General features: G+C 71.7%; 26 protein-coding genes. 23 read left to right on the forward strand and 3 right to left on the reverse strand.

The window, feature by feature from the left end:
- The first annotated feature begins 44 nt into the window (after nt 1-44).
- From prmC to ACIRRH_RS05560, 16 genes are all read left to right on the forward strand, one after another.
- Nucleotides 45-911 (forward strand): peptide chain release factor N(5)-glutamine methyltransferase, encoded by an 867-nt coding sequence (gene prmC, locus ACIRRH_RS05485; RefSeq protein WP_360346986.1) that lies wholly within the window; start codon nt 45-47, stop codon nt 909-911.
- Between the two features lie 200 nt (nt 912-1111).
- Entirely contained in the window at nt 1112-1759 is a 648-nt protein-coding gene (locus ACIRRH_RS05490) for an L-threonylcarbamoyladenylate synthase (protein WP_403062118.1), read from the forward strand.
- A 32-nt stretch (nt 1760-1791) separates the two neighbouring features.
- Nucleotides 1792-2433 carry a protein-tyrosine-phosphatase gene (locus tag ACIRRH_RS05495; RefSeq protein ID WP_224277582.1) on the forward strand — a complete coding sequence of 214 codons (642 nt, stop codon included), beginning with the start codon at nt 1792-1794 and terminating at the stop codon, nt 2431-2433.
- Nucleotides 2434-2550: 117 nt separating this feature from the next.
- Nucleotides 2551-3831 carry a serine hydroxymethyltransferase gene (gene glyA / locus ACIRRH_RS05500; RefSeq protein ID WP_403062121.1) on the forward strand — a complete coding sequence of 427 codons (1281 nt, stop codon included), beginning with the start codon at nt 2551-2553 and terminating at the stop codon, nt 3829-3831.
- Nucleotides 3832-4003: 172 nt separating this feature from the next.
- Nucleotides 4004-5293: an MraY family glycosyltransferase gene (locus ACIRRH_RS05505; RefSeq protein ID WP_403062124.1), complete on the forward strand. Its 1290-nt coding sequence runs from the start codon at nt 4004-4006 to the stop codon at nt 5291-5293.
- A 298-nt stretch (nt 5294-5591) separates the two neighbouring features.
- Nucleotides 5592-6035, forward strand: a complete 444-nt coding sequence (locus ACIRRH_RS05510) for a hypothetical protein (protein ID WP_224277568.1) — start codon at nt 5592-5594, stop codon at nt 6033-6035.
- Between the two features lie 285 nt (nt 6036-6320).
- Nucleotides 6321-7133: a F0F1 ATP synthase subunit A gene (gene atpB, locus ACIRRH_RS05515; protein WP_224277566.1), complete on the forward strand. Its 813-nt coding sequence runs from the start codon at nt 6321-6323 to the stop codon at nt 7131-7133.
- Nucleotides 7134-7222: 89 nt separating this feature from the next.
- The gene (gene atpE / locus ACIRRH_RS05520) at nt 7223-7465 is read left to right on the forward strand and encodes an ATP synthase F0 subunit C (RefSeq protein ID WP_030302757.1); all 243 of its coding nucleotides are present in this window, start codon (nt 7223-7225) and stop codon (nt 7463-7465) included.
- A 34-nt stretch (nt 7466-7499) separates the two neighbouring features.
- Nucleotides 7500-8060, forward strand: coding sequence for a F0F1 ATP synthase subunit B (locus ACIRRH_RS05525; protein WP_224277565.1), 561 nt, complete (start codon nt 7500-7502; stop codon nt 8058-8060).
- Nucleotides 8057-8872, forward strand: a complete 816-nt coding sequence (locus ACIRRH_RS05530; RefSeq protein ID WP_403062129.1) for a F0F1 ATP synthase subunit delta — start codon at nt 8057-8059, stop codon at nt 8870-8872. The genes ACIRRH_RS05525 and ACIRRH_RS05530 overlap by 4 nt, the downstream gene beginning before the upstream one ends.
- 156 nt (nt 8873-9028) lie before the next feature.
- Nucleotides 9029-10603, forward strand: a complete 1575-nt coding sequence (gene atpA / locus ACIRRH_RS05535; RefSeq protein ID WP_224277561.1) for a F0F1 ATP synthase subunit alpha — start codon at nt 9029-9031, stop codon at nt 10601-10603.
- 32 nt (nt 10604-10635) lie between these two features.
- Nucleotides 10636-11550 carry a F0F1 ATP synthase subunit gamma gene (locus ACIRRH_RS05540; protein WP_224277559.1) on the forward strand — a complete coding sequence of 305 codons (915 nt, stop codon included), beginning with the start codon at nt 10636-10638 and terminating at the stop codon, nt 11548-11550.
- A 2-nt stretch (nt 11551-11552) separates the two neighbouring features.
- Nucleotides 11553-12998, forward strand: coding sequence for a F0F1 ATP synthase subunit beta (atpD, locus tag ACIRRH_RS05545; RefSeq protein WP_380697066.1), 1446 nt, complete (start codon nt 11553-11555; stop codon nt 12996-12998).
- 186 nt (nt 12999-13184) lie between these two features.
- Nucleotides 13185-13568, forward strand: a complete 384-nt coding sequence (locus ACIRRH_RS05550; RefSeq protein ID WP_224277556.1) for a F0F1 ATP synthase subunit epsilon — start codon at nt 13185-13187, stop codon at nt 13566-13568.
- Nucleotides 13569-13716: 148 nt separating this feature from the next.
- Complete coding sequence (locus ACIRRH_RS05555; RefSeq protein ID WP_224277554.1) at nt 13717-14217, forward strand: DUF2550 domain-containing protein; 501 nt, start codon at nt 13717-13719, stop codon at nt 14215-14217.
- A 157-nt stretch (nt 14218-14374) separates the two neighbouring features.
- Nucleotides 14375-14947 carry a cob(I)yrinic acid a,c-diamide adenosyltransferase gene (locus ACIRRH_RS05560; RefSeq protein WP_403062134.1) on the forward strand — a complete coding sequence of 191 codons (573 nt, stop codon included), beginning with the start codon at nt 14375-14377 and terminating at the stop codon, nt 14945-14947.
- Between the two features lie 79 nt (nt 14948-15026).
- On the opposite strand, the gene ACIRRH_RS05565 is transcribed toward ACIRRH_RS05560, so the two are convergent.
- Nucleotides 15027-15647, reverse strand: coding sequence for a hypothetical protein (locus ACIRRH_RS05565; protein ID WP_403062137.1), 621 nt, complete (start codon nt 15645-15647; stop codon nt 15027-15029).
- Between the two features lie 149 nt (nt 15648-15796).
- On the opposite strand from ACIRRH_RS05565, the gene ACIRRH_RS05570 reads away from it, so the two are divergent.
- From ACIRRH_RS05570 to ACIRRH_RS05590, 5 genes are all read left to right on the forward strand, one after another.
- Nucleotides 15797-17014, forward strand: coding sequence for a sensor histidine kinase (locus tag ACIRRH_RS05570; RefSeq protein WP_403062140.1), 1218 nt, complete (start codon nt 15797-15799; stop codon nt 17012-17014).
- Nucleotides 17011-17661: a response regulator gene (locus tag ACIRRH_RS05575; protein WP_403062143.1), complete on the forward strand. Its 651-nt coding sequence runs from the start codon at nt 17011-17013 to the stop codon at nt 17659-17661. Before ACIRRH_RS05570 ends, ACIRRH_RS05575 begins: the two co-directional genes overlap by 4 nt.
- 245 nt (nt 17662-17906) lie before the next feature.
- The gene (locus tag ACIRRH_RS05580) at nt 17907-18776 is read left to right on the forward strand and encodes a 3-hydroxyacyl-CoA dehydrogenase family protein (RefSeq protein WP_403062146.1); all 870 of its coding nucleotides are present in this window, start codon (nt 17907-17909) and stop codon (nt 18774-18776) included.
- Between the two features lie 352 nt (nt 18777-19128).
- Nucleotides 19129-19449 carry an STAS domain-containing protein gene (locus tag ACIRRH_RS05585; RefSeq protein WP_403062149.1) on the forward strand — a complete coding sequence of 107 codons (321 nt, stop codon included), beginning with the start codon at nt 19129-19131 and terminating at the stop codon, nt 19447-19449.
- 248 nt (nt 19450-19697) lie between these two features.
- On the forward strand, nt 19698-21983 hold the full coding sequence (locus ACIRRH_RS05590; RefSeq protein WP_403062151.1) for an ATP-binding protein: 2286 nt from the start codon (nt 19698-19700) through the stop codon (nt 21981-21983).
- Nucleotides 21984-21987: 4 nt separating this feature from the next.
- Here the strand turns inward: ACIRRH_RS05590 and nucS are convergent, their stop codons facing one another.
- On the reverse strand, nt 21988-22647 hold the full coding sequence (gene nucS, locus ACIRRH_RS05595) for an endonuclease NucS (RefSeq protein WP_224285208.1): 660 nt from the start codon (nt 22645-22647) through the stop codon (nt 21988-21990).
- A gap of 482 nt (nt 22648-23129) precedes the next feature.
- On the opposite strand from nucS, the gene ACIRRH_RS05600 reads away from it, so the two are divergent.
- Entirely contained in the window at nt 23130-23522 is a 393-nt protein-coding gene (locus ACIRRH_RS05600) for an SCO5389 family protein (protein ID WP_045694845.1), read from the forward strand.
- Between the two features lie 88 nt (nt 23523-23610).
- Here ACIRRH_RS05600 and ACIRRH_RS05605 read toward each other — a convergent pair whose 3' ends face one another.
- Entirely contained in the window at nt 23611-24759 is a 1149-nt protein-coding gene (locus tag ACIRRH_RS05605) for an LLM class flavin-dependent oxidoreductase (RefSeq protein WP_403062435.1), read from the reverse strand.
- Between the two features lie 389 nt (nt 24760-25148).
- Between ACIRRH_RS05605 and ACIRRH_RS05610 the strand changes: the two genes are divergently transcribed.
- Nucleotides 25149-25472 carry an ATP/GTP-binding protein gene (locus ACIRRH_RS05610; protein ID WP_363382725.1) on the forward strand — a complete coding sequence of 108 codons (324 nt, stop codon included), beginning with the start codon at nt 25149-25151 and terminating at the stop codon, nt 25470-25472.
- Nucleotides 25473-25486 lie beyond the last annotated feature (14 nt).

Below are 25486 nucleotides of genomic sequence, written 5' to 3' on the forward strand. Positions count from 1 at the left end.
GCGTTTCGCCCGAAGCCGGAGCGCAGAAACAAGAGGTCGTACGGATGAACCTGCTGCTCGCCGAGGTGGCCCAGGCCACCCAGCGGTTGGCCGCGGCCGGCGTGCCGTCGCCGCGCTTCGACGCGGAGGAGCTCGCCGCCTACGTCCACAACGTCAAGCGCAGCCAGCTGCACACGGTGAAGGACGCCGACTTCGACGCCCGCTACTGGGAGGCGGTCTCCCGCCGGGAGGCGCGCGAACCGCTCCAGCACATCACCGGGCGGGCGTTCTTCCGCTACCTCGAACTGGAGGTCGGCCCAGGGGTGTTCGTGCCCCGGCCGGAGACCGAGACGGTCGTCGAGTGGGCGATAGACGCGGTGCGCGACATGGACGTGGCCGAGCCGCTGGTGGTGGACCTGTGCTCCGGCTCCGGCGCGATCGCCCTCGCCCTCGCCCAGGAGCTGCCGCGCTCGACCGTGCACGCCTTCGAACTGGACGAGGGCGCGCTGGAGTACACCCGGCGCAACATCGAGGCCAGCCCCGACCGCGCCCGGGTCACCCTGCACGCCGGTGACGCCACCAAGGCCTTCGAGGACGACCGCTCCTGGGACGGCCGCTTCGACCTGGTCATCTCCAACCCGCCGTACATCCCGCTCACCGAGTGGGAGTACGTCGCGCCGGAGGCCCGCGACCACGACCCGCAGATGTCGCTGTTCTCCGGCGAGGACGGCCTGGACACCATCCGCGGCATCGAGCGGGTCGCGGCCCGACTGCTGCGCCCGGGCGGCGCGGTGGTGATCGAGCACGCCGACCAGCAGGGCGGCCAGGTGCCGTGGATCTTCAACGAGGAACACGGCTGGACGGACACCGCCGACCACCGCGACCTGAACAACCGCCCCCGCTTCACGACCGCCCGGAGGGTCGGGTCGTGAAGGGTCGAGCGCAGTACGACCGCCCGGAGGGTCGGGTCGTGAAGGGTCGAGCGCAGTACGACGGCCCGGAGGGTCGGGTCGTGAAGGGTCGAGCGCAGTACGACGGCCCGGAGGGTCGGGTCGTGAACATCGAGCACCGTACGACGGCGCGTAAGGCTGCGCTGTAACGCCATGAGCCACTCCGGAAGGGGACCGCACCGATGAGCCGCCGCTACGACTGTGCCGATGCCGGGGACCGCGCCACCGGTCTGCGCGAGGCCGCCTCGGCCATCCGACGCGGCGAACTCGTCGTGCTGCCCACCGACACCCTGTACGGGGTCGGTGCGGACGCCTTCTCCCCGGAGGCCGTCGCCGAGCTGATGGCCGCCCGTGGCCGCGGCCGCAACACGCCCTCGCCGGTGCTGGTCGGCTCGCCGACCACCCTGCACGGCCTGGTCACCGACTTCTCCGAGCAGGCCTGGGAGCTGGTCGACGCCTTCTGGCCCGGCGGGCTCACCCTGGTCGCCCGGCACCAGCCCTCGCTGCGCTGGGACCTCGGTGACACCCGCGGCACCGTCGCGGTCCGGATGCCGCTGCACCCGGTCGCCATCGAGCTGCTGAACGCCACCGGCCCGCTGGCCGTCTCCAGCGCCAACCGGATCGGCGGGGCCGCCCCGCTGACCTGCGACGAGGCGCAGTCCCAGCTCGGCGACGCGATCTCGGTCTACCTGGACGGCGGGGCGGCCGAGGACTCCGCCACCTCGTCGATCGTCGACGTCACCGGCAAGGTCCCGGTCCTGCTGCGGGCCGGTGCGATCAGCGTCGAGCAGCTGAGGGAGGTCGTCCCCGACCTGGAGGCCGGCAGTTGACGCCCACCGCCTCGCTCCACGCCGGGCCGGGCATAGCGCCGTACCTGAGCGTGGGCCCCAGGCCGCTGGACCACTTCCGGATCCTGTTCGTCTGTACCGGGAACATCTGCCGATCGCCGATCGCCGAGCGGTTGACCCGGCGTGAGCTGGACACCCGGCTGAGCCCCCGGGTGGCCGGGCGGATCCTGGTCGAGAGCGCCGGTACCTGGGGCCACGAGGGCGCGCCGATGGAGGACCACGCCGCGACCGTGCTCGACGAGTACGGCGCCGACAGCGGTGGCTTCACCGGCCGCGAGCTGCTGGACGAGCACGTGGTCGAGGCCGACCTGGTGCTCACCGCGACGCTGGACCACCGCGCCCAGGTGATCTCGATGGGCCACGAGGCGGGGCTGCGTACCTTCACGCTGAAGGAGTTCACCCGCCTGGTGCGGACGATAGACCCGGGCACCCTGCCGGACCCGCGGCGCGGCGCCGACGTCACCGAGCGGGCCCGCGCGCTGGTCCGGGCGGCCGCCGCGCTGCGCGGCTGGCTGCTGGCCGCCACGCCGGAGTCGGACGAGCTGGAGGACCCGTACGGGGCGCCGATCGGCATGTTCCGCAACTGCGGCGAGGAGATATTCCACGCGGTCGACCCGGTGGTCACCGCGCTCACCGGGGTTCCCGCGCCGCGCTGACGGGCCGGACGGGTCCTGGCGCCGAATGGGGCCGTCCGGCCGCGGCTCGGCGGGCCGGGCGGCGGCAGCGGCCCTACGCTGGGTGACACAGTCCCCGCAGCGCCCGGGAGCCCCGCCATGACCGTCACCGATGCCGAGACCGGCCCGACCACGACGACCGGGCGCCCGTGGGCGTCCGAGGCGCTGCACCGGGCGGATCCGCAGCTGGCCGACCTGCTGGCCGCGGAGGCCGAGCGGCGCGCCGAAACGATCCAGCTGCTGGCGGGGGAGAACCTGACCACCCCCGCGGTCCTGGCGGCGCTCACCGGCCCGCTGATCGACAAGTACGCCGAGGGCTACCCGGGCCGCCGGCACCACACCGGCTGCGCGCTGGCGGACGCCGCCGAGCTGCTGGCGATCGACCGGGCCTGCGAGCTGTTCGCCGCCCCGCACGCCAACGTCCAGCCCCGGTCGGTGACTTCGGCGATGCTGGCGGCGTACGCGGCGCTGCTGCGGCCCGGCGACGGGGTGCTGGCGATGTCGCTGGAGCACGGCGGCCACCTCAGCTGCGGCTCGCGCGCCAACTTCTCCGGGCGCTGGTTCGCCTTCACCGGCTACGGCGTGCGCGAGGACGACGGGCTGATCGACCTCGACCAGGTTCGTGACCTGGCCCGGCAGCACCGCCCCAAGGCCATCGTGGCGGGCTCGATCTCGCACCCCCGGCACCCGGACTGGGCGGCGTTCCGGGAGATCGCCGACGAGGTGGACGCCTACCTGATCGCCTCCGCCGCGCAGACCACCGGGCTGATCGCGGCCGGGGTGGCGCCGTCCCCGGTGCCGTACGCGGACGTCACTGTGGCGGCCACCCACAAGCTGCTGCGCGGTCCGCGCGGCGGGCTGCTGCTGTGCACCGCGGAGCTGGCCGAGCGGATCGACCGGGCGGTGTTCCCGTTCAGCCAGGGCGGCGCGGCGATGAACGAGGTGGCCGGCAAGGCGGTGGCCCTCGCGCAGGCCTCCCGGCCCGAATACCAGGCGTACGCGCAGCGGACGGTGTCCGGGGCCCGGGTGCTCGCCGAAGGGCTCGCAGAGGCCGGTATGCACCCGTTGACGGGCGGCACCGACACCCACCTGGTGACCGCCGACGTGAGCCCGCTCGGCGTGACCGGCGCGGAGGCCGAGCGGCGCTGCGCGGCGGCCGGGCTGCTGCTCGGCAAGTGCGCGCTGCCGTACGACCCGGCGCCGGCCGCCGAGGCCTCCGGCATCCGGCTGGGCACGGGCACGGTGACCAGCCAGGGGATGGGGGAGCCGGAGCTGGCCGAGATCGCCGGGCTGATCGCGCGGGTGCTCGCCGGGGGCGCGGTCGCCCCGGCCGCGGCGCGGGTGCGGGAGCTGGCGCTGTCCTTCGCCGACCGGGCCTGACGGAGATCCTTCGCGGGTATCGGAATCTCTTACCCGGGAGGGCGAACCGCGATGCACGGTCCCGGCGTCCGACTCAATAAGGTGTGTGCCGTGGCGACGCACCTCGAACCCCGGGAAGGCAGGGGAGTACCTTCGGTACTTCCCCGTTCGACAGTGATGCAGGAGGCCAGTGGTGCGTGAGTATCTGCTGGTGCTGTTCTGCACGGCCGCAGTCACCTACCTGCTGACCGGCCCGGTCCGGAAGTTCGCCATCGCGGCCGGCGCCATGCCGCCGGTGCGTGCCCGCGACGTGCACCGCGAGCCCACGCCGCGGCTCGGCGGCATCGCGATGTTCGGCGGGCTGTGCGCGGGCATCCTGGTCGCCTCGCAGCTCGACAACCTGAGCAAGGTGTTCTCGCAGGGCACCGACATCCGCGCGCTGCTGTCCGGCGCCGGGATCATGTTCCTGCTCGGGGTGCTCGACGACAAGTGGGGCGTGGACGCGCTGGTGAAGCTCGGCGGCCAGATGATCGCCGCCGGTGTGATGGTCTGGCAGGGCGTGACGGTGATCACCCTCCCGGTGCCCGGCGTCGGCCCGGTCGCGGTGAGCCCGACCCAGGGCATGGTCATCTCGGTCACCCTGGTCGTCGTCATGGTCAACGCGGTGAACTTCATCGACGGTCTGGACGGCCTGGCCGGCGGCATGGTCTGCATCGCCGCGATGGCCTTCTTCCTGTACAGCTACCGGCTCTGGTACGGCTACACGATCTCCGACGCGGCCCCCGCCGTGCTGTTCAGCGTGCTGCTGATCGGCATGTGCCTGGGCTTCCTGGCGCACAACATGCACCCGGCGCGGATCTTCATGGGCGACTCCGGCTCGATGATGCTGGGCCTGATGCTGGCCGTCGCCGCGATCTCGATCACCGGCCGGGTCGACCCGGACCTGATCAACAACGAGACCGGTTCGCAGACCGCCACCGTGCACGCCCTGGTGCCGATCTACATCCCGCTGCTGCTGCCGCTGACGGTCATCGCGCTGCCGCTGGCCGACCTGCTGCTCGCGGTGGTGCGCCGGACCTGGGCCGGCCAGTCCCCGTTCGCCGCGGACAAGCGCCACCTGCACCACCGGCTGCTCCAGGTCGGCCACTCGCACAGCCGCGCCGTACTGATCATGTACTTCTGGGCCGCGCTGATCGCCTTCGGCTCGGTGGCCTTCTCGGTGACCAACACCGGCCGCACCGTCGTCCTGACGCTCGCCGGGCTCTGCCTGGTCGGCATGGTGGTGCTGCTCACCCCCCGGTTCCGGCCGCGCGCCCCGCGGGCGGTGCAGTCCTTCGTCCCCCCGCGCTACCGCCGGCAGCAGACCGGTCCGATGGCCGAACTGTCGGCGAAGGACAAGCAACTCCTCGGTGAAGCCGGCCGGGACTCCGGCATGGGCTCCACCGCGACCGGCCACCACGACAAGGCCACCGGCCGCCGCTGACAGGTGAGCTGATGCCCCATCAGGTGGCGTTCACCCGAACAGCGGATCCGTTGCGCCATTGGTGTGACAGGTGCCACACATTCATGGTAAAGCTCGCATCAAATAGTTTGTGATACCGTTCACGAGTACCGAGAACACGCCGAAAGACCTGACAGGTGGATGACTTCCGTCCCTGTCGGTCTCCCTCCCCGGGCCCGCCGCTCCAGCGGGCGGCCCGCGGCGATGCCTCGGTCGGTGTCACCCCGCCACCGCTGTGCCCGTCCCCCCGTCACATCGACATGCCGCCGGAGCTGCCGACATGCCGTCCACCGACGCCCGGATCCTCCGAGGCGCCGCGATTCCCACTGCGGCCGCCGGGATCATCGCCATGGCGATCTCTTTTGCCGTCGCCGGTGGGAAGGGCCTGCTCGGCGCCCTGTTCGGCGTGCTGCTGGTGATGGCCTTCTTCAGCTCCGGCCAGGTCGCGCTCGACCGGCTGACCAGGTCGAACCCGCAGATCATGATGGCCGCGGCGCTCCTGGTGTACACCACGCAGATCCTGCTGGTCGGCATCGTGCTCGCGGTCTTCAAGAACACCGAGCTCTTCAACCGGCAGGCCTTCGCGTTCACCCTGCTCGGCTGCGCCCTGATCTGGACGGGCTTCCAGGTGCGCGGCGCGCTCAAGGCCAAGACCTTCTACGTCGACCCCGACGCCTCCGAAAAGAAGGGCGACAAGCCCTCCGACAAGGGGCGTCAACAGTGACGAGGCCCAACTGTCCCCCCAACGAGGGGGGCGGTGTTTATGCCGCGCTGACGGGCTGCTATCGTCCGTCGCAACAACGGAGTACGGGAAGAGGCCTGGTCTGTCCGCACGGCGGACCGATCGCCCCCCGGATCCGCGCAGTCTTCGATGATCCCGCTTCGGTGCAGTGCACTGACGTGCGGGATCGGCGAGAAACCCATCAAGTTCCAGTGCCGCTCCGTGGTCGCAGGCCACGCCGACACAGCGAGGTTGCCGTAACCATGCGTCACGACGAAGGAGTCCGTGGTGAGTGCTGAACTCACGTCCCTCGCCTCAGGCAGTTGCCACTTCGGGGACGCTGGCTGCGGCTTCCCGGCCCCGGGCCTGAACGAGTTCCAGTTCGAGCCGATTTTCTCGATCGGCAGCTTCGAGTTCAACAAGCCGATGCTGCTGTCGATCATCGTGGCCGCGCTGGTCGTGGTGTTCTTCTGGGCCGCGTTCGCCAAGCCGAAGCTGGTCCCGGGCAAGCTGCAGCTGGTCGGTGAGATCGGCTACGACTTCGTCAAGCGCTCCATCGTGCTGGAGACGATCGGCAAAAAGGGCGAGAAGTACGTCCCGATGCTGGTCTCGATGTTCTTCTTCGTGTGGCTGCTGAACATCATGTCGGTCATCCCGTTCGCCCAGTTCCCGGTGACGGCGGCGATCGCGTTCCCGGCCGGTCTGGCCGCGGTCGTGTGGATCACCTACATGACGCTGACCTTCAAGAAGCACGGTTTCGTCGGCGGTCTCAAGAACCTCTGCTGGCCCTCGGGCATCCCCGGCTGGGTCATGTTCATCCTGGTGCCGATCGAGTTCTTCTCGAACATCTTCGTGCGCCCCTTCACGCTCGCGGTCCGAGCCTTCGCGAACATGTTCGCCGGCCACCTGCTGATCGTGATGTTCTCCATCGCCTCCTGGTACCTGCTCAGCCCGACCCTGGGCGCGCTGTACGGCTCGGCCTCGTTCATCGTCGCCGTCGGCCTGACCGCCTTCGAGCTTCTGGTCCAGTTCCTGCAGGCCTACATCTTCGTGATGCTGGCCAGCAGCTACATCGCCGGTGCCCTGGAAGAGGCGCACTGAGCCAGGGGCTGCGGCCCTCCTGAACCACCCCCGGAACGCCCGGTGGCCAATCACCACCGGATCACCATCCCCGCAAAGGACACATTGCAATGAGCATGCTCGCTGAGGTCGGCGTCTACGGTTCCGTCGCTTCCATCGGCTACGGCCTCGCCGCGATCGGCCCCGGCATCGGTGTCGGTCTCATCTTCGGTAACGGTGTCCAGGCCATGGCCCGTCAGCCCGAGGCCGCCGGCCTGATCCGTTCCAACATGTTCATCGGCTTCGCGCTGACCGAGGCGCTCGCCCTCATCGGCATCGTCATGCCGTTCGTCTTCGGCCAGGGCCCCAAGTAATTCCCGCCGTAGACCCTTCGAGGAAGGTCCAGATATGAGCATCGCGGCTCACCTCGCGGAGGAGGGGGAGATCATGAACCCCCTTCTGCCCGCATGGCCCGAGATCATCATCGGCCTGCTCTGCTTCTTCATCGTCTTCGGGATCCTCGGCAAGAAGCTCCTCCCCAGCATCGAGAAGGTGCTGTCGGAGCGCCGGGACGCGATCGAGGGCGGGATGGAGCGCGCCGAGGCCGCTCAGGCGGAGGCCCAGGCCCTGCTTGAGCAGTACCGTGCCGAGCTCGCCGAGGCGCGCCACGAGGCTGCCCGCATCGTCGAGCAGGCTCGCGAGCAGGGTGCCGCCCAGCTCGCCGAGATGCGCGAGGAGGGCCAGCGCCAGCGCGAGGCCATCGTCGCCGCCGGTCACGCCCAGATCGAGGCTGACAAGAAGCAGGCGACTGCCGCCCTGCGCCAGGACGTGGGCTCGCTGGCCACCCAGCTGGCGTCCCGCATCGTGGGTGAGTCCCTGGAGGACCACGCCCGGCAGAGCGGTGTGATCGACCGTTTCCTGGATGAGCTGGAGGCCAAGGCCACCGTTGCTCAGGGTGCGGCCAAGTGATCGGCGCCAGCCGCGAGGCCCTCGCCGCCGGTCGGCAGAACCTGGAGAGCCTGACCGACTCCACCTCGGTGGACGCGGCCAAGCTCGCCGAGGAGCTCACCGCCGTCACGGCCGTCCTGGACCGTGAGGTGTCGCTGCGCCGAGTCCTGACCGACCCGTCCCGGTCGGGCCAGGACAAGGCCCAGCTGGTCACCTCGCTGCTGACCGGTCAGGTCTCCGGCGAGGCCGTCGACCTGGTCTCCGGTCTGGTCCGGTCCCGCTGGTCGGGCTCGCGCGACCTGGTGGACGCGACCGAGGAACTCGCCGCGTACGCCGAGATCATCGCCGCGGACAAGGCCGGCTCCCTGGACGACGTCGAGGACGAGCTCTTCCGCTTCGGTCGGGTGGTGAGCGGTTCGCACGAGCTGCGGGCCGCGCTGACCGAGCCGAAGGCCGGTGCCGTCGCGAAGGCCGAGCTGATCAGGAAGCTGCTCGGCGGCCGCGCCAACGCCGGCACCGTCCGGCTGGTCACCGCCCTCGTCAACGCGCCGCGTGGCCGTAGCCTGGAGCAGGGCCTCGAGTCCTACTCGAAGCTCGCCGCCGCGCGCCGCGGCCGCGTGGTGGCCCTGGTCACCAGTGCGGTGCCGCTGTCGGACACCCAGAAGGAGCGCCTGTCCGGTGCTCTGGGCCGGATGTACGGCCGCCAGGTCCACCTGAACATCGACGTCGACCCCGAGGTCGTCGGCGGCGTCCGGGTGCAGATCGGCGACGAGATCATCAACGGCACCGTGTCGAGCCGCCTTGAGGGCGCTCGCCAGTCGCTCGAAGGCTGAGCACCGAAGCAGCACATCCGACCCTCGGTCGGGAAACCGGCTCCCCAAGGAGCCGGCACATCGTACGGCCGGTTCGGAAGACCCGGCCGAGAGTCGAATACTTGCGGCCCTCAATGGCGGGCCGAGGATCGCAAACTAGGAGAGCAGGGAAGCCTGATGGCGGAGCTTACGATCCGTCCGGAGGAGATCCGGGACGCGCTGGCCGACTTTGTCCAGTCGTACCAGCCGGACGCCGCTTCTGTGGAAGAGGTCGGCACGGTCACTGACGCGGCGGACGGCATCGCGCATGTCGAGGGCCTGCCCTCGGTCATGGCGAACGAGCTGCTGAGGTTCGAGGACGGCACGCTCGGCCTCGCGCTGAACCTCGACACCCGCGAGATCGGTGTCGTCGTCCTCGGTGAGTTCGGTGGCATCGAAGAAGGCCAGACCGTGCGCCGCACCGGCGAGGTCCTCTCGGTTCCGGTCGGCGACGGCTACCTCGGCCGTGTCGTGGACCCGCTGGGCAACCCGATCGACGGCCTGGGCGACATCGCCGCCACCGGCCGCCGCGCCCTGGAGCTGCAGGCCCCCGGCGTCATGGCCCGCAAGTCGGTCAAGCAGCCGCTGCAGACCGGCATCAAGGCCATCGACGCGATGACCCCGATCGGCCGCGGCCAGCGCCAGCTGATCATCGGTGACCGCCAGACCGGCAAGACCGCGGTGGCCGTCGACACGATCATCAACCAGCGTGACAACTGGCGCTCGGGCGACCCGGAGAAGCAGGTCCGCTGCATCTACGTCGCCGTGGGCCAGAAGGGCTCCACCATCGCGTCCGTCCGCGGCGCCCTGGAGGAGGCCGGCGCGCTGGAGTACACCACCATCGTGGCTGCTCCCGCCTCCGACCCGGCCGGCTTCAAGTACCTCGCCCCGTACACCGGTTCGGCCATCGGCCAGGAGTGGATGTACGACGGCAAGCACGTCCTGATCATCTTCGACGACCTGTCGAAGCAGGCCGAGGCCTACCGCTCCGTCTCCCTGCTGCTGCGCCGCCCGCCGGGCCGCGAGGCCTACCCGGGTGACGTCTTCTACCTGCACTCCCGCCTGCTGGAGCGCTGCGCCAAGCTGAACGACGCCCTGGGCGGCGGCTCGATGACCGGTCTGCCGATCATCGAGACCAAGGCCAACGACGTCTCGGCGTACATCCCGACCAACGTCATCTCCATCACCGACGGCCAGTGCTTCCTGGAGTCCGACCTGTTCAACGCCGGCATCCGCCCGGCCGTGAACGTCGGTATCTCGGTCTCCCGCGTCGGTGGCTCCGCCCAGATCAAGGCCATGCGCTCGGTCGCCGGCCGTCTGCGCCTGGACCTCGCCCAGTACCGTGAGCTGGAGGCCTTCGCCGCCTTCGGTTCCGACCTGGACGCGGCCTCCAAGGCCCAGCTGGAGCGCGGTGCGCGCATGGTCGAGCTGCTGAAGCAGGGCCAGTACCAGCCGTTCCCGGTCGAGGAGCAGGTCGTCTCCATCTGGGCCGGCACCACCGGCAAGATGGACGACGTCCCGGTCGCCGAGATCCGCCGCTTCGAGCGCGAGTTCCTGGACCACGTCCGCCTGCAGCACAAGGACCTGCTCGCCGGCATCGTCGAGACCGGCCTGCTGGCCGACGGCACCGTCGACGCGCTGACCAGCGCGATCGAGGCCTTCAAGCAGGGGTACCAGACCGCTGACGGCAAGCTGCTCTCCGAGCAGGCCTGAGTCCGGTAGCGAGGGAAAGGACGTAACGACCCATGGGAGCACAGCTTCGGGTCTACAAGCGCCGGATCCGCTCTGTCACCGCGACGAAGAAGATCACCAAGGCGATGGAGATGATCTCCGCGTCGCGCATCGTCAAGGCGCAGCGCGCGGTGGCCGCCTCCACTCCGTACGCCGATGAGCTCACCCGGGCGGTGACGGCGGTGGCCACCCGGTCCAACGCCAAGCACCCGCTCACCACCGAGAACCCGGACGCCAAGCGCGCCGCCGTCCTGCTGATCACGGCGGACCGCGGCCTGGCGGGCGGCTACTCGACCAACGCCATCAAGGCCGCCCAGACGCTCACCGAGCGCCTGCGGTCCGAGGGCAAGGACGTGGTGACGTACATCATCGGCCGCAAGGGTGTCTCGTACTACACGTTCCGCGGTCTGACGATCGCGGACTCGTGGACGGGATTCTCGGACAAGCCGACCTACGGTGACGCGAAGACCGTGGCGGCCGACCTGATCGAGGCCTTCACGGCCGAGACCGGCGGCGTGGACGAGCTCCACCTGATCTCGACCGAGTTCGTGTCCATGCTGACGCAGAACGCGGTGGAGGCGCGGCTGCTGCCGCTGAAGCTGGACGAGGTCCAGCTCAGCGACCAGACGCCGGCCAAGTCGGAGATCTTCCCGCTGTACGACTTCGAGCCGTCGGCGGAGGGCGTCCTGGACGCGCTCCTGCCGCGGTACGTCGAGAGCCGGATCTACAACGCGCTGCTGCAGTCGGCTGCTTCCGAGCACGCCGCCCGCCGCCGCGCGATGAAGAGCGCGACGGACAACGCCGGCGAGCTCATCAAGTCGCTCACGCGGCTTGCCAACTCGGCCCGTCAGGCCGAGATCACCCAGGAAATCAGCGAGATCGTCGGTGGCGCCAACGCGCTCGCTGACGCGAGCCGCGGGAGCGAATGAGTATGACCACCACTGTTGAGCCGACCACGGCGACGGGCCGCGTCGCGCGGGTCATCGGCCCGGTCGTCGACGTGGAGTTCCCCGTCGACGCGATCCCGGACATGTACAACGCCCTGCACGTCGAGGTGGACAACCCCGACGGCACGGGCAAGAAGACCCTGACCCTCGAGGTCGCCCAGCACCTCGGCGACGGCATGGTCCGCGGCATCTCGATGCAGCCGACCGACGGCCTGGTCCGCGGTTCGCAGGTCACCGACACCGGTGCCGCGATCTCCGTCCCGGTCGGCCAGATCACCAAGGGCAAGGTGTTCAACGCCCTCGGTGACGTGCTGAACGTCGACAAGGACGAGTTCGAGTCGCAGGTCCAGGTCCGCTGGCCGATCCACCGCAAGGCCCCGGAGTTCAAGGACCTCGAGTCCAAGACCGAGATGTTCGAGACCGGCATCAAGGTCATCGACCTCCTCACCCCGTACGTCACCGGCGGCAAGATCGGTCTGTTCGGTGGTGCCGGTGTCGGCAAGACCGTTCTGATCCAGGAGATGATCTACCGCGTCGCCGAGAACTTCGGTGGTGTGTCGGTGTTCGCCGGCGTCGGCGAGCGCACCCGTGAGGGCAACGACCTCATCGACGAGATGGTCGACTCGGGCGTTCTGGACAAGACCGCGCTGGTCTTCGGCCAGATGGACGAGCCGCCGGGCACCCGTCTGCGCGTCGCGCTGTCCGCGCTGACCATGGCGGAGTACTTCCGTGACGTCGAGAAGCAGGACGTGCTCCTCTTCATCGACAACATCTTCCGGTTCACCCAGGCCGGTTCCGAGGTGTCGACCCTGCTCGGCCGCATGCCCTCCGCGGTGGGTTACCAGCCGAACCTGGCCGACGAGATGGGCCTCCTGCAGGAGCGCATCACCTCGACCCGCGGTCACTCGATCACCTCGATGCAGGCGATCTACGTCCCCGCGGACGACCTGACCGACCCGGCGCCGGCCACCACCTTCGCCCACCTGGACGCGACCACCGTTCTGTCGCGTCCGATCTCGGAGAAGGGCATCTACCCGGCCGTCGACCCGCTGGACTCCACGTCCCGCATCCTCGACCCGCGGTACATCGCGCAGACCCACTACGACACGGCCATCCGTATCAAGGGGATCCTGCAGAAGTACAAGGACCTCCAGGACATCATCGCGATCCTCGGTATCGACGAGCTGTCCGAAGAGGACAAGATCACGGTGCACCGTGCCCGTCGCATCGAGCGCTTCCTCTCGCAGAACACCTACGTGGCGAAGCAGTTCACCGGTGTCGAGGGTTCGACCGTGCCGCTGTCGGAGACCATCGAGGCCTTCAACGCGATCGCGGACGGCAAGTACGACTCCGTCCCGGAGCAGGCCTTCTTCATGTGCGGTGGCATCGAGGACCTCGAGAAGAACGCCGCCGAGCTGGCGAAGAAGTAATCGCGGCCGGTAGCAGCTGTGCGTGACCGTGAGGGGTGGCCCCCGAGCCTGGGGACCACCCCTCACGGCGCATCGGCTGTGATTCCGGTCAAATCCGTGCCGCCGGTTTCATGCCGGAGGCGCGGGGCCGTTATTCTTACCGAAACTCCCGAGTAATCGGGCGTTGCATGAGCCTAGGAGCCCACGTTGGCTGAGCTGCACGTCGAGCTGGTCGCAGCCGACCGCAAGGTGTGGTCCGGTGCGGCCACCATCGTCGTCGCCCGTACGGCCTCCGGTGACACCGGCATCATGCCGGGCCACACCCCGGTGCTGAGCGTGCTGGAGACCGGTCCCGTCACCATCCGCACGGCGGACGGCGGCACCGTGATCGCCGCGGTGCACGGCGGCTTCATCTCCTTCGCCGACAACAAGCTGTCTCTGCTCGCGGAGATCGCCGAGCTGGCGGACGAGATCGATGTCGCGCGTGCCGAGCGCGCACTGGACAAGGCCAAGGCGGACCTGGACGCGCACGCCGAGCGGCGTGCCGAGGTCCGTCTGTTCGCGGCGCGCGGCCTCAAGGCCCACGCCTGAGTGCGCCGGACCCCGGCTTAGCGGGGTCGACCGACGGTCCCGGGGACGCGTGAGCGTGACCCCGGGACTGTCGTCGTAGTTGGTAGGTCAGCGCGGTCGCTTGATACGACCGTTACGGGGAACGCGGGTAGCGAGGAGGTAGGTGAGCATGGTCCTCGCGCTTGTGGTGTGTGCGGCGGTCGTGGCCCTGGGTGTGATCGGGCTGATGGCCTTCGCCGTCCGGCGCCGCCTGATCCAGCGGGTCGGCGGCACCTTCGACTGCAGTTACCGGCTCAAAATGCCGGCCGACGCCTCGACGCAGCCCGACCTCGACGAGAACGGCAAACCCACCTCCGCCCCGGTCCCCCCGACCGACGGCAAGGGGTGGGTTTTTGGTATCGGCCGCTACAGCGGTGACTCGATCGAGTGGTTCCGGGTCTTCTCGTACGCCCCGCGGCCGCGCAAGGTGCTGCCGCGCCGGGAGATCGAGGTGCTCGGCCGGCGCTACCCGGAGGGCCAGGAGGAGCTGGCGCTGCTGTCCGGCTCGGTGGTGCTGCGCTGCCTGCACAGCGGGGCCCCGCTGGAGCTGGCGATGAGCGAGGACGCGCTGACCGGCTTCCTGGCCTGGCTGGAGGCGGCCCCGCCCGGGCAGAGGGTCAATGTCGCGTAGCGACGAGACCCTCGGGATGGGGGCGCCCCCGGCCGGAGGCTGGGGGAGGGTCAATGCCGCGTGGCGACGAGACTCTCGGGCTGGGGGAGGGGCAATGTCGCGTAGGGCGTTCGGACGCGGGGTTAACGCCGCCTAACCCGGCGGCTAGTCTGGCCGCATGGTCAATCTGACGCGCATCTACACCCGTACCGGCGATGACGGCACCACCGCGCTCGGCGACATGAGCCGGACCAGCAAGACCGATCCGAGACTGATCGCGTACGCGGACGCCAACGAGGCCAACGCCGCGATCGGCGTGGCCCTGGCCGTCGGGGAGCTGCCGGAGGACATGACGGCGGTGCTCGTCCGGGTCCAGAACGACCTGTTCGACGTCGGCGCCGATCTGTCCACCCCGGTGGTGGAGGACCCGAAGTACCCGCCGCTGCGGGTGCTGCAGTCCTACATCGACCGGCTGGAGGCGGACTGCGACGAGTACCTGGCGCGGGTGGAGAAGCTGCGCAGCTTCATCCTGCCCGGCGGTACGCCGGGGGCGGCCCACCTGCACCTGGCCTGCACGGTGGTGCGGCGGGCCGAGCGCTCGACCTGGTCGGCGATCGCGGAGCACGGCGACAGCGTCAACCCGCTGACCGCGAAGTACCTCAACCGGCTCTCCGACCTGCTGTTCATCCTGGCCCGGGTGGCCAACAAGGAGCGCGGCGACGTGCTCTGGGTCCCGGGCGAGAACCGCTAGGGCGCGCCTCAGGGCACAGACCGAAGGCCCGTCCCCGGACCGCTCCCCCGCAGGAGTCCGGGGACGGGCCCCCGGCGTCTCAGGGCCGTTCGGCCGGGGTGCGGGCGGGGGCGGTGTCGGCGAGGGTCTGCCCGGTGACCACCCGGCCGTTCTCGACCACCACCCCGGCCGGCGCCTCCTCGGGCCAGAGCGAGTAGCAGCCGGCCACGATCACGTTGACCACGGCCGCGATGCCCAGCTTGAGGTACCACTGGGCGAAGGTGCCGAAGTGGGCGGCCCCCGCGGAGAGCGGGACGAGCAGGGTGATCAGGCTCAGGGTGATCGCCGCCGACACGACGGTCCGGCCGGCGATCTGCCACTCGTACCTGGTCCGCTCCGGCCCGTACTTCGGCGAGGGCAGTGGCTTGGGACCGCCGGCGAAGCGGTACTGGAAGTGCCGGTCGGCCCAGCGGACCAGCGAGGGGCCGTAGCCGATCGAGAAGCCCGCGTAGCTCGCGGCCAGGGCGTGCGTCCAGCTCGCGGTGGCGCCGCCGCGCAGGTCGAGGACGGTGAGTGCGTACAGGGTGAGGTCCACCACCGGCAGGCCGATCAGCAGCGCGGTGCTGGTGCGGCGCCACCGGAACAGGTAGCGGGCGGCGAGCCCGAGGCCGAGCAGGATCCAGAAGGAGACCTCGGCCGCGACGATGAGGGTGACGATCACGTTCTGCTCCCGGACGATTCGGTGGTGCTTCCAGGCTGGTGCGCGGGCGCGCCGGTGTCGTCGTCGCGCGGTGCCGTCCGGGACTGCATCTTTCGATGTAGCGGGCTCCTCCGCGGACCGGAGCCGGGCGGGCCGCCCGGGATGGTGAGATGGGGAGCGTGCCTCTCCCGTTCCCCGTCCTCCCCCCGCGCCGGCAGGACCAGCTGGTCGCCCTCTTCGGGCTGCTCGGCGGCCTGGTGCTGATCGTCTTCAAGGCGTACGACCAGGCCGGCCGGGTGCCGCAGTGGGCGGTGCTGGCGCCGCTGCTGGTGATGGCCGGGCTGGAGCTGGTCCGGCGGACCAGGCCGGTGCTGGCGGTGTCGGTCGGCGGGCTGGCCTTCGCGGGGAGCCTGTTCGCCGGCAGCCTGGTGGCGACGCTGATCATGTACACCGACCTGCTGTACGCGGCGGTGATCTACGGCAGCCCGCGGATGTCCCGGGTGCTGCACCTGACCGGCGGGGCCACGGTGCTGACGCTCTCCACCCTGTCGGCGATCTACGCCGGCACCTCCGCCGCGCTGCTGGTGGTGGTGGTCAGTTCGCTGGTCTTCCTGGCCCCGGTGTGGACCGGCGACGTGGTGCGCAAGCACCGGCAGGAGGCGGAGGCAGAGCGGCTGCGGGCGGAACAGACCGCGCTGCTCTCGGAGATGGACCGGCGCGAGGCGGTCGGCGCCGAACGGGCGCGGATGGCACGGGAGTTGCACGACGTGGTGGCCAACCACCTGTCGGCGATCGCGATCCACGCCACCGGCGCGCAGTCGGTGGCCAGGCGCCGGAACCTGCCCGAGGACGATCCTCTGGTGGAGGTGCTGGCGGTGATCCGGGAGAACAGCGTCCAGGGATTGGCCGAAATGCGTCGCATGATCGGACTGCTCCGGGACAGCGGCGGGGGAGAGGTGGACGAGTCGTACGCGGCGCCCGACCTGGCCGCGGTGGACGCCCTGCTGGCCAAGGCCCGGGCGGCCGGGCAGGACGTCGGCCTGGACTTCGAACTGGACGAGCGCGGCGAGCGCGGCGACGTGCCGGTGCCGGTCGGGCTGGCCGCGTACCGGATCGTCCAGGAGTCGCTGACCAACGCGCTCAAGCACGCCGGGCCCGGACTGGTGAGCCTGCGGCTGGAGTTCGCGCCCGGGGAACTCCGGATCGCCGTCGACAGTCCGTACCGGGGCGGGCCCGGCCGCGGACTGCCCGGCGCCCGGGCCGGACTGGTGGGCATGGCGGAGCGGGCCGGGCTGCTCGGCGGCAGCTTCGATGCCGGGCCGAAGGACGGGTACTGGAGCGTGCGCGCGGCGCTGCCGCGCGCACAGGGGAACGAGGGGCGGGCATGACGATCCGGGTGCTGGTGGCCGAGGACCAGGCGGCGGTACGGGCGGCGCTGGTGATGATCCTGCGCGCCGAGCCGGAGTTCGAGGTGGTCGGGCAGGCCGCCGACGGCGAGGAGGCCGTCCGGCTGGCGCTGGAGCTGCGGCCGGACGTGGTGCTGATGGACGTGCAGATGCCCCGGCTGGACGGCGTCTCGGCGACCCGCGAGGTGGTCGCCGCCGGGGCCGGCCAGGTGCTCGTGCTGACCACCTTCGACCTGGACGAGTACGTCTACGGCGCGCTGCGGGCCGGGGCGTCCGGGTTCCTGCTCAAGGACCTGGAGGCGGACACCCTGATCGAGGGCATCCGCACCGTGGCGCGCGGGGACGGGATGCTGGCGCCCTCGGTGACCAAGCGGCTGATCGGGGCGTTCGCCCGCCCCGAGCGGCCGGTCGGGGCGGAGGCCCGGGCGGCGGTGGGGGCGCTGACCGGCCGTGAGCGGGAGGTGCTGGCCTGCATCGGGGCCGGGATGTCCAACGGGGAGATCGCGGCCCGGCTGGAGATGGCGGAGGCGACCACCAAGACCCACGTCAGCCGCATCCTGGCGAAGCTGAGGCTGCGCAGCCGGGTGCAGGCGGCGATCCTGGCCCAGGACCTCGGGCTGACGGTCTGATCGCCTGACCAGGTCGGTTGCAGATCACACTCTCGATTGCTATTGCACGGGGGATTTGGGCATTAGAGTCCCGCCGTAAGCGAGCGGAGCGAGCGAACCGAAGAAGGGGCGAGCTCCGCGATCGCGACTGCCGAGCGCGAGCGAGGCAGGAGATGTGAGCGGCGCGGCTCGATGGCGGTGACCCCTGCCCTGAGCCGCCTTCAGGGCCCGCCCGCGGGGCGGCGACGGCATCGGGAGACCCAGCCATGAGCAATGCGTCCAGCAAGCAGATCGCCGTGATCGGTGCCGGCCTGATGGGCGCCGGCATCGCCCAGGTGTCCGCGCAGGCCGGCCACCCGGTGGTGCTGCGGGACGTCACCGAGGAGGCGCTGCAGCGCGGTCTCTCGGGCATCCGCGCCTCGTACGAGAAGTTCGTCGCCAAGGGCAAGCTGAGCGCCGAGGACGCCGAGGCCGCGCTGGGCCGGATCACCACCACCACCGACCTGGGCGCCGTCGCCGAGGCCGACATCGTGGTCGAGGCCGTGTTCGAGAAGCTGGAGGTCAAGGAGGGCGTCTTCCGCGAGCTCGACAAGCTCGCCAAGGACGGCGCCGTGCTGGCCTCCAACACCTCCGCCATCCCGATCACCCGGATCGGCGCCGCCACCCAGCGCCCGGAGTCGGTCGTCGGCGTCCACTTCTTCTCGCCGGTCCCGATGATGAAGCTGGTCGAGCTGGTCCGCGGCTACAAGACCAGCGACGAGACGCTCGCCGCCGCCCGTGCCTACGCCGAGGGCGTCGGCAAGGAGGTCGTGGTGGTCAACCGCGACGTGGCCGGCTTCGTCACCACCCGCCTGATCACCGCGCTGGTCGTCGAGGCCGCCAGGCTGTACGAGTCGGGCGTGGCCACCGCCGAGGACATCGACACCGCCTGCCGGCTCGGTTTCGGCCACGCGATGGGCCCGCTCCAGACCGCCGACCTGACCGGCGTGGACATCCTGCTGCACGCCGCCCGCAACATCTACACCGAGACCCAGGACGAGAAGTTCGCCGCGCCGGAGATCATGGCCCGCATGGTCACCGCCGGTGACCTGGGCCGCAAGAGCGGCCGCGGCTTCTACCCGTACGAGGGCAAGTGAGCCGGCAGGGCTGAACGACCGGCGGGCCGTGCGATCGAACAGCGCACGGCCCGCTCCGCCGGCTCGGGTGAGTTTCCTCACGCCGGGTGCCGCAGACGGGTGATTTGGGCGGGAATCGAGCATGGGTGTGGGGCCGACCTGCGTATATTCCCTCGGACGGGTGAAGTCGCTTCAGATCTGGCCGGAACCAGCAACCTGCGGAGCCGGTTCGCCGTCAGATGAGGGAACCCGGCATTCCGCCCGGGACCGGATGTGGGGCTGCGGCCCACCCGGATGCACCCCCGCTCCCGCACCCGGCGCGGCCGGGGCGGACCCGCCCCCGCACCAGGCCGTCCAGGCGAAGGAGGAGAGCATGCGCATCACCGGCGACCACACGGCGCTGGCCATCGAAGGCCGCCTCGACGTGCGCACCGCCGCCGACGCGCGGGCCCGGCTGCACCAGGCGGTGGACGGCGGCCTCGGCGACCTCGTGCTCGACCTCGCCCGGCTGGAGTTCTGGGACGCCACCGGGCTCGGCGTGATCATGGGCACCCACCGGCGGGCCGGCCGGATCGGCCGCCGGCTGGTGCTGCGCTCCGTCCCGGCCCAGCTCCAGCGGCTGCTGGTGGCCACCAGGCTGCACCGCATCCTGGCCGTCGACGGCGTCACCGAGGCGCACGGACTCGCTCTGTAACCCCTGCCGCACCGCGCGCCGAACCGCGCGCCTGCGCACCCCCGGACCCCACCGCGCAACGTCCCTGGTCAGCGGGGCCGACCGGTCGTCGGCCGTGGACCGCTCTGCACGGCCGGAGCCGGATGTGCAAGAGTCTGCCCGTCAGAAGACGGCCGCCGGGGCTGCCTCCAGCCCGGCCGCGGCCGCGACCGGGGACGTCAGCCGGGTGGCGCGGGACGCCGCCGGCCGAGCACGATGCGGAGCAGAACGTGGCACAGCCATCCGGGGAGTTCCGGCAGGAGGCCGTCCGCATCCGTGGCGGCGAACTGGTCTCCGGCGGCCTGCTGGTGGGCGTCGGCGCCCCGGACGGCTCCGAGGCCAGGACCTGTCCCGAGGAGTGGCGGCCGCGCCCGCGCCGGATCGAACGCAGCGAGCCCGCCCGCGGCCCGGTCGGCGGCGTCGGCCGTGCGGTCGGCCCGCTCGCACTCGGCGCCGGGCCCGCAGACCTGCCGATGCTGGACCGCGAGAACGACATCGCCGAACTGCTCGGCCTGCTCGCCGAGGGCCGCTCGATACGCCTGGTCGGCCAGGCCGGCTCGGGCCGCAGCGCACTGCTGTCGGCCGTCGCCGAGGCCGCCGCCGACCTCGCCCCCGGCGGCGTGGTGCAGCTCTGCGGCCACCGCCGGACCGTCCCCGACCTGCTCCAGGACCTCTTCGCGGCCACCCACCACGCCCCCGGCTACCGCCCCGACCCCGGGCAGCTGGCCGCCCACCTCGCCGAGGTCGGCGCGATCGTGGTGATCGACGCCGCCGAGCCCTCCGGTGCCGAGCTGGAGCAGCTGCTCGCCGCCGCCCCCGGCTGCGCCTTCCTGATCTCCGCCGCCCCGGACGGCCCGCCGCTGCCCGCCGGCTCCCGGCTCCAGGACCACCTGGTGGCCGGGCTCTCCCGCTCCGCCTGCCTCGCCCTCACCGCCCGGCTGGCCGGGCGGCCGCTGGACGTCGCCGAGAAGGCCTGGGCGGTGGACCTCTGGTTCGAGTCCGAGGGCCTGCCGCTGCGCTTCGTCCAGGCCGCCGCGCTGTTGCGCCAGCGGGACGTCTCGGTGGACGCGCTGGTCGCCGCCGAGGACGACCGGATGGACGTCTTCGGAGCCGTCGACGAGCTCGTCCACGACCCGGACCCGGCGATCCGGGAGAACGAGCTGCGCCTCACCGTCCCGCTGCCGTCGGTGGCGGAGACCGCCTCGCCCGCGGTCCGGCTCGCCGAGGGGCTGAGCGAGCCCGCGCAGGCCGTGCTGCGGCTCGCCGTCGCGCTCGGCGGCGAGTGCCCCACCGCGCCGCACCTGCCGGCGCTGATCGACGTCGGGCAGGGCGAGGCCGCCCTCGCCGAACTCGCCGACGCCGGGCTGGCGGTGTCCATCGGCGGGCACCACCGGCTGACCGCCGGCGCGCTCGAACTGCTCGCCCCGCACTGGCCGGCCCGCGGCTGCGTCGACGGCGCCGCCCAGCACTTCGCCTGGTGGGTCGGGCACAGCTCGGTGTCGCTGGAACAGATCGCCGCCGAGGCCGAGGTGGTGATCGGCGTCCTGCTCGCCGACCGCGCCGCAGGGCGGCACGACGCGGTGGTCCGGCTCGCCCGGGCGGCGGCGCCCGCGCTGGCGCTGGCGCTGCGCTGGGGCGCCTGGGAGCGGGTGCTCCAGTTCGGTCTGGAGGCGGCCCGCCGGACCGGCTCCGTGGTCGACCAGGCCTGGTTCCACCACGAGGCGGGCGTGTACGCGATCTGCGTCCAGCAGCCCTCCCGGGCCATCGCCGAACTGGAGACCGCGCTCACCCTGCGGTCCTCGGCGGGCGAGCAGCGCGGGGTGGCCGCCGCCCGCCGGATGCTCGACCTGCTGCGCGCCGAGGGCCGGCAGCTGCCGGTCCTCGGCGCGCCCGCCGTGGCGGCGCCCGGCCGCGCGCCGGTGATCCGCAAGATCGCGGCCCGGGTGCCGGCCGGCCTGAAGTCCAGCAGGCGGCGCCGGGCGGCCGTGGTCTCCACGGCGGTGCTGACCCTGGGCGTGCTCGGCACGGCGGTGGCGATGAGCTTCAGCGGACCGGACGAGATCAAGGGGAGGGACCCGCACAACGGCCGGCTGGACGGCGGCAGCGGCACCCAGGACCCGCCGTTCCCGCAGACCTCCGGCAGCGCCGGCCCGGGGACGGCCGGTACCGAGCCGGGCAGCCCGGCGGGGCAGGGGCCCGGCCCGGAGCCGTCCGCGAGCGGCAGCGCCTCGCACTCGCCGAGCGCCTCGCCGACGAGGAAGCCGAGTTCCTCGCCGGGGGCGGGCGAGTCCCAGGCCCCGCAGCAGCCGCCCGCACCGGGCCAGCCGCAGACGCCGGGCCCACAGCCGGGAGGCCCTGGTGGGGCCGGATCCGGCGGTTCTCAGCCCGGGGGTGGCACCGGCACCTCGCCGTCGCCGAAGCCGAGCAGCTCGTCCTCGGCCACCGCGACCACGACACCGACCGAGCCGACGGCCGGTACCGGTACGCCGTCCGGCCCGTCGTCGAGCCCGAACTGAGCGGTCAGAACAGCTTGAGCTTGTCGTCGTCGATGCCGCGCAGCTCGTCGTAGTCCAGCACCACGCAGCCGATTCCGCGGTCGGTGGCCAGGACGCGGGCCTGCGGCTTGATCTCCTGCGCGGCGAAGACGCCCTTGACCGGGGCCAGCAGCGGGTCCCGGTTGAGGAGTTCGAGGTAGCGGGTGAGCTGTTCGACACCGTCGATCTCGCCGCGGCGCTTGATCTCGACGGCCACCGTGGCGCCGTCGGCGTCGCGGCAGAGGATGTCGACCGGGCCGATCGCGGTGGGGTACTCGCGGCGGATCAGCGACCAGCCGGTACCGAGCACCTCCATCCGGTCCGCGAGCAGCTCCTGGAGGTGCGCCTCGACGCCGTCCTTGATCAGGCCCGGGTCGACCCCGAGCTCGTGGGACGTGTCGTGCAGCACTTCCTCCAGCGTGATGATGAGCTTCTCGCCGGCCTTGTTCTCCACCGTCCAGACCCCGTCGGCCTCCTTGAGGACGCACGGCGGGGACATCCAGTTGAGCGGCTTGTAGGCGCGGTCGTCGGCGTGGATGCTGACGCTGCCGTCGGCCTTGACCAGGATCAGCCTGGTGGCGGAGGGCAGATGGGCGGAGAGCCGACCGGCATAGTCGACTGAGCAGCGGGCAATTACGAGACGCACGGTCGACCACGCTAGCCCACCAGGGCCAGTTGATGCGATTCCGCGACGACGGGGTGAAGAAAGCGCGAACCCGGCCAACATGGAGGTCCTGCGGTCCCGCTACCGCCCGTCGAGGTCTGGCGCCCCCACTCTCAGGTCGCTACGGTGTGTGACGGCGCGCTCGCGGGATCGCTGTCAACGGGGATGGAGACTTCAGATGAACGATCCGACGGGATCCGGCCAATCTGGTGCACCGCAACGTATTTCCGTAGCAATACCCAGGAACGACCGGCCTGTCGCTCCGTTGACTGCCACGCTGTTCTGAGCGCGTTCGGTGTCCAGGACGTCACGTCCCGTGGTGCCGCCGCGGTCGCGTAGGTGCCGGAAACCCCCCTGTCCCTCGGTGTTCCGGACGCCCCGCGCGAATCCGCCACCCTCACTGTGAGCTTGACCTACGCACGACCACCCGGGCGCCGCGCGGGTGGACCGCGAGAGGAGAATCCATGTCGCTCGACGTCTCACCGGCCCTGCTCGAGAAGGCCGAGCGGGGCGAGGTCGACGAGCGGGAATTCGTCGACTGCGTCCGCGTCTCGCTGCCGTACGCCTGGGACCTGATCAGCTCGCTGGTCGCCCAGGCGAAGGTCGACGGCACCGACTTCGCCGACAACCAGGTACCGCCGCCCAGCGAGCAGGCCCGTGGCCAGCTGCTGCGCGCCCTTGCCAGCGACGCCATCCGGGGCGCCCTCCAGCGCCACTTCGGGGTCCGGCTGGCCTTCCAGAACTGTCACCGGGTGGCGGTGTTCCTGCCGTCGGAGGCCAACGAGGCGCGGTACGACCGCTTCACCTCCGTCCGGGAGCAGTTGCTCAACCAGTCCGAGGAGCTGCGGGACTGCTGACTTCGTCGTACCCCGCTGCGGCGCCGGCCGCCCCCGTCCCCCGGTGCGGGGGGAGGGGCGGCGGCCCGGGCCCGTCCCCCTGCGGGGTTCAGCCCAGCTGCGGCAGCACCTCGGAGCCGAGCCGGGAGATGTTCTGCAGGGTCGCCTCCTGGTCGCCGCTGCCCTCGGCGAGCAGGGCGAAGCGCCGGATGCCGGTGCGCTCGGCGGTGGCCAGCAGCCGGTCGGCGCACTGCCGCGGGGTGCCCACCGCGTGCAGGTCGCAGAGCAGCTCGGTGTACTGGCGAGGGTCGCGCATCTTGCGCTCGCGGCCGTCCACGGTGCGGTGGGCGCCGAGCCCGTACTCGAACCAGCCGGGCATCGCGTTCAGCAGCGTGGACCGGGCCGCCGCGGCGCGGTCGTCGACCTGGGCCACCCCGGCCGCGACGTGCTGGCGGCCGATCCGGCGCAGCTGCTCCTCGCTGCGCCCGGCGGCGAGCCAGGCGGCCCGGTACAGCTCCAGCATCCGCAGCTTGTCGTCGTCCCCGGAGTGCATGCCGAGCAGCATCGGCAGGCCTCGCTCGGCGGCCAGTCGCACCCCGCCCGGCGAGGTGCAGGCGACCACCACGGGCGGGCCGGCCACCGGCCGCCCGTCGACGGTGAGCTCCTCGCCGAGGCCCTCGTCGTCCCGGCGCTGGCGCGGGAAGCGCACCGGGCCGGAGCGCCCGCCGAGGCCGAGCCAGCTGCTCAGGCCCGGCCGCCGCAGGGGTTCGGTGGCCCGCGGCACCACCGTGACCTCGGGGAAGGCGAACTGCGGGCCGTCCGCGCCGACCCGGGAGCCGCGCAGCCAGCGCAGCAGCAGGTCCAGCCGCTCCGGGAAGCCGTTCTCGAAGGCGTCCACGCCGCCGCCGAACACGTCCAGGTCGATCCACGGCCCGCCGCGGCCCACCCCGAGCGTGAACCGTCCGCCGGAGGTGAGGTGCAGCAGCGCGGCCTGCTCGCCGAGCCCCACCGGGTGGTGGGTGGAGAGCACGCTGACCGCCGTGCCGACGCCGATCCGGCGGGTGCGGCCGAGCAGCATCGCGGCCAGCGTGGCGGCGTCCGGACACACCCCGTAGGGCACGAAGTGGTGCTCGGCCAGCCAGACGCTGTCCAGGCCCGCGCGCTCGGCCTCGACGGCGGAGCGGACGGTGCGCTCCAGTGCCTCTCCGTGGCTCTGCCCGGGGAACTGCGCGGACAGCAGGAACAGGCCGACCCGCACCGGACCGGTGGACGGCGGCAGCGTGCCCGCCCGCTGGGGCGCCGGCAGCGGCTCGCCCGCGACGGCCGTCACCGGGGGGACGGAGGTCAGCGTCGGGCCGGGGACGGGCGGCCGGATCCCGACGGGCCGACCGGTCTCGGCTCGGGCGCTGGTCTTGCTCATCGTTGGTCCTCCTCGGGTGCGCGCAGGGTCTGCGGGCCCCGCCTCTTCCCCCTGTGGGTATCCGATGTCATGTGCCAATGGCACGCTGAACCCTGAATTTCCCCGATGATCGGGTGGATCTGGGCAAAAACCCCGAAGTGCCGGACGGAGCCGTGATAGTGGCCGTGGGGGAGTCCGGCCGGCCGTAGGCTGGAACGACTCAGAGCCCAGCAGGAGAGGGAGTCCGCGTGTCTCCGCGCCGCAATCGGATCAAGATCGCCGCCCCCCGCGAGAGCGCCGAGGCGGCCGCCCCGCTCGGCGGTTCGCTGCGCCGCACCGAGAGCTACCGGGGCGAGGACTGGGTGGTCCAGACGGTCGCCGGGACCGCGGGGCGGTTCTACCGCTGCCCGGGCTGCGACCAGGAGATCCCGCCGGGGGTGGGCCACGTGGTGGCCTGGCCGATGCACGGCGCGGGGGTGGACGACCGGCGGCACTGGCACCGCGCCTGCTGGGGAGCGCGGGAGCGCCGGGCCTCCAACGTCCTGCGAGGCCGCGGCGCTCCGCGGTACTGACGCTCCCGCTGCGG

Origin of the sequence: Kitasatospora sp. NPDC101235 (assembly GCF_044767505.1) — a bacterium.
In the GTDB taxonomy this organism is placed as follows: Bacteria; Actinomycetota; Actinomycetes; order Streptomycetales; family Streptomycetaceae; genus Kitasatospora.

What these genes read in the sequence shown, in the direction of transcription:
- prmC (WP_360346986.1), top strand. Translation starts at nt 45, where the DNA reads ATGAACCTGCTGCTCGCCGAGGTGGCCCAGGCCACCCAGCGGTTGGCC.
- ACIRRH_RS05490 (WP_403062118.1), top strand. Translation starts at nt 1,112, where the DNA reads ATGAGCCGCCGCTACGACTGTGCCGATGCCGGGGACCGCGCCACCGGT.
- glyA (WP_403062121.1), top strand. Translation starts at nt 2,551, where the DNA reads ATGACCGTCACCGATGCCGAGACCGGCCCGACCACGACGACCGGGCGC.
- ACIRRH_RS05510 (WP_224277568.1), top strand. Translation starts at nt 5,592, where the DNA reads ATGCCGTCCACCGACGCCCGGATCCTCCGAGGCGCCGCGATTCCCACT.
- atpE (WP_030302757.1), top strand. Translation starts at nt 7,223, where the DNA reads ATGAGCATGCTCGCTGAGGTCGGCGTCTACGGTTCCGTCGCTTCCATC.
- ACIRRH_RS05525 (WP_224277565.1), top strand. Translation starts at nt 7,500, where the DNA reads ATGAGCATCGCGGCTCACCTCGCGGAGGAGGGGGAGATCATGAACCCC.
- atpA (WP_224277561.1), top strand. Translation starts at nt 9,029, where the DNA reads ATGGCGGAGCTTACGATCCGTCCGGAGGAGATCCGGGACGCGCTGGCC.
- ACIRRH_RS05540 (WP_224277559.1), top strand. Translation starts at nt 10,636, where the DNA reads ATGGGAGCACAGCTTCGGGTCTACAAGCGCCGGATCCGCTCTGTCACC.
- atpD (WP_380697066.1), top strand. Translation starts at nt 11,553, where the DNA reads ATGACCACCACTGTTGAGCCGACCACGGCGACGGGCCGCGTCGCGCGG.
- ACIRRH_RS05555 (WP_224277554.1), top strand. Translation starts at nt 13,717, where the DNA reads ATGGTCCTCGCGCTTGTGGTGTGTGCGGCGGTCGTGGCCCTGGGTGTG.
- ACIRRH_RS05560 (WP_403062134.1), top strand. Translation starts at nt 14,375, where the DNA reads ATGGTCAATCTGACGCGCATCTACACCCGTACCGGCGATGACGGCACC.
- ACIRRH_RS05570 (WP_403062140.1), top strand. Translation starts at nt 15,797, where the DNA reads ATGGGGAGCGTGCCTCTCCCGTTCCCCGTCCTCCCCCCGCGCCGGCAG.
- ACIRRH_RS05575 (WP_403062143.1), top strand. Translation starts at nt 17,011, where the DNA reads ATGACGATCCGGGTGCTGGTGGCCGAGGACCAGGCGGCGGTACGGGCG.
- ACIRRH_RS05580 (WP_403062146.1), top strand. Translation starts at nt 17,907, where the DNA reads ATGAGCAATGCGTCCAGCAAGCAGATCGCCGTGATCGGTGCCGGCCTG.
- ACIRRH_RS05585 (WP_403062149.1), top strand. Translation starts at nt 19,129, where the DNA reads ATGCGCATCACCGGCGACCACACGGCGCTGGCCATCGAAGGCCGCCTC.
- ACIRRH_RS05600 (WP_045694845.1), top strand. Translation starts at nt 23,130, where the DNA reads ATGTCGCTCGACGTCTCACCGGCCCTGCTCGAGAAGGCCGAGCGGGGC.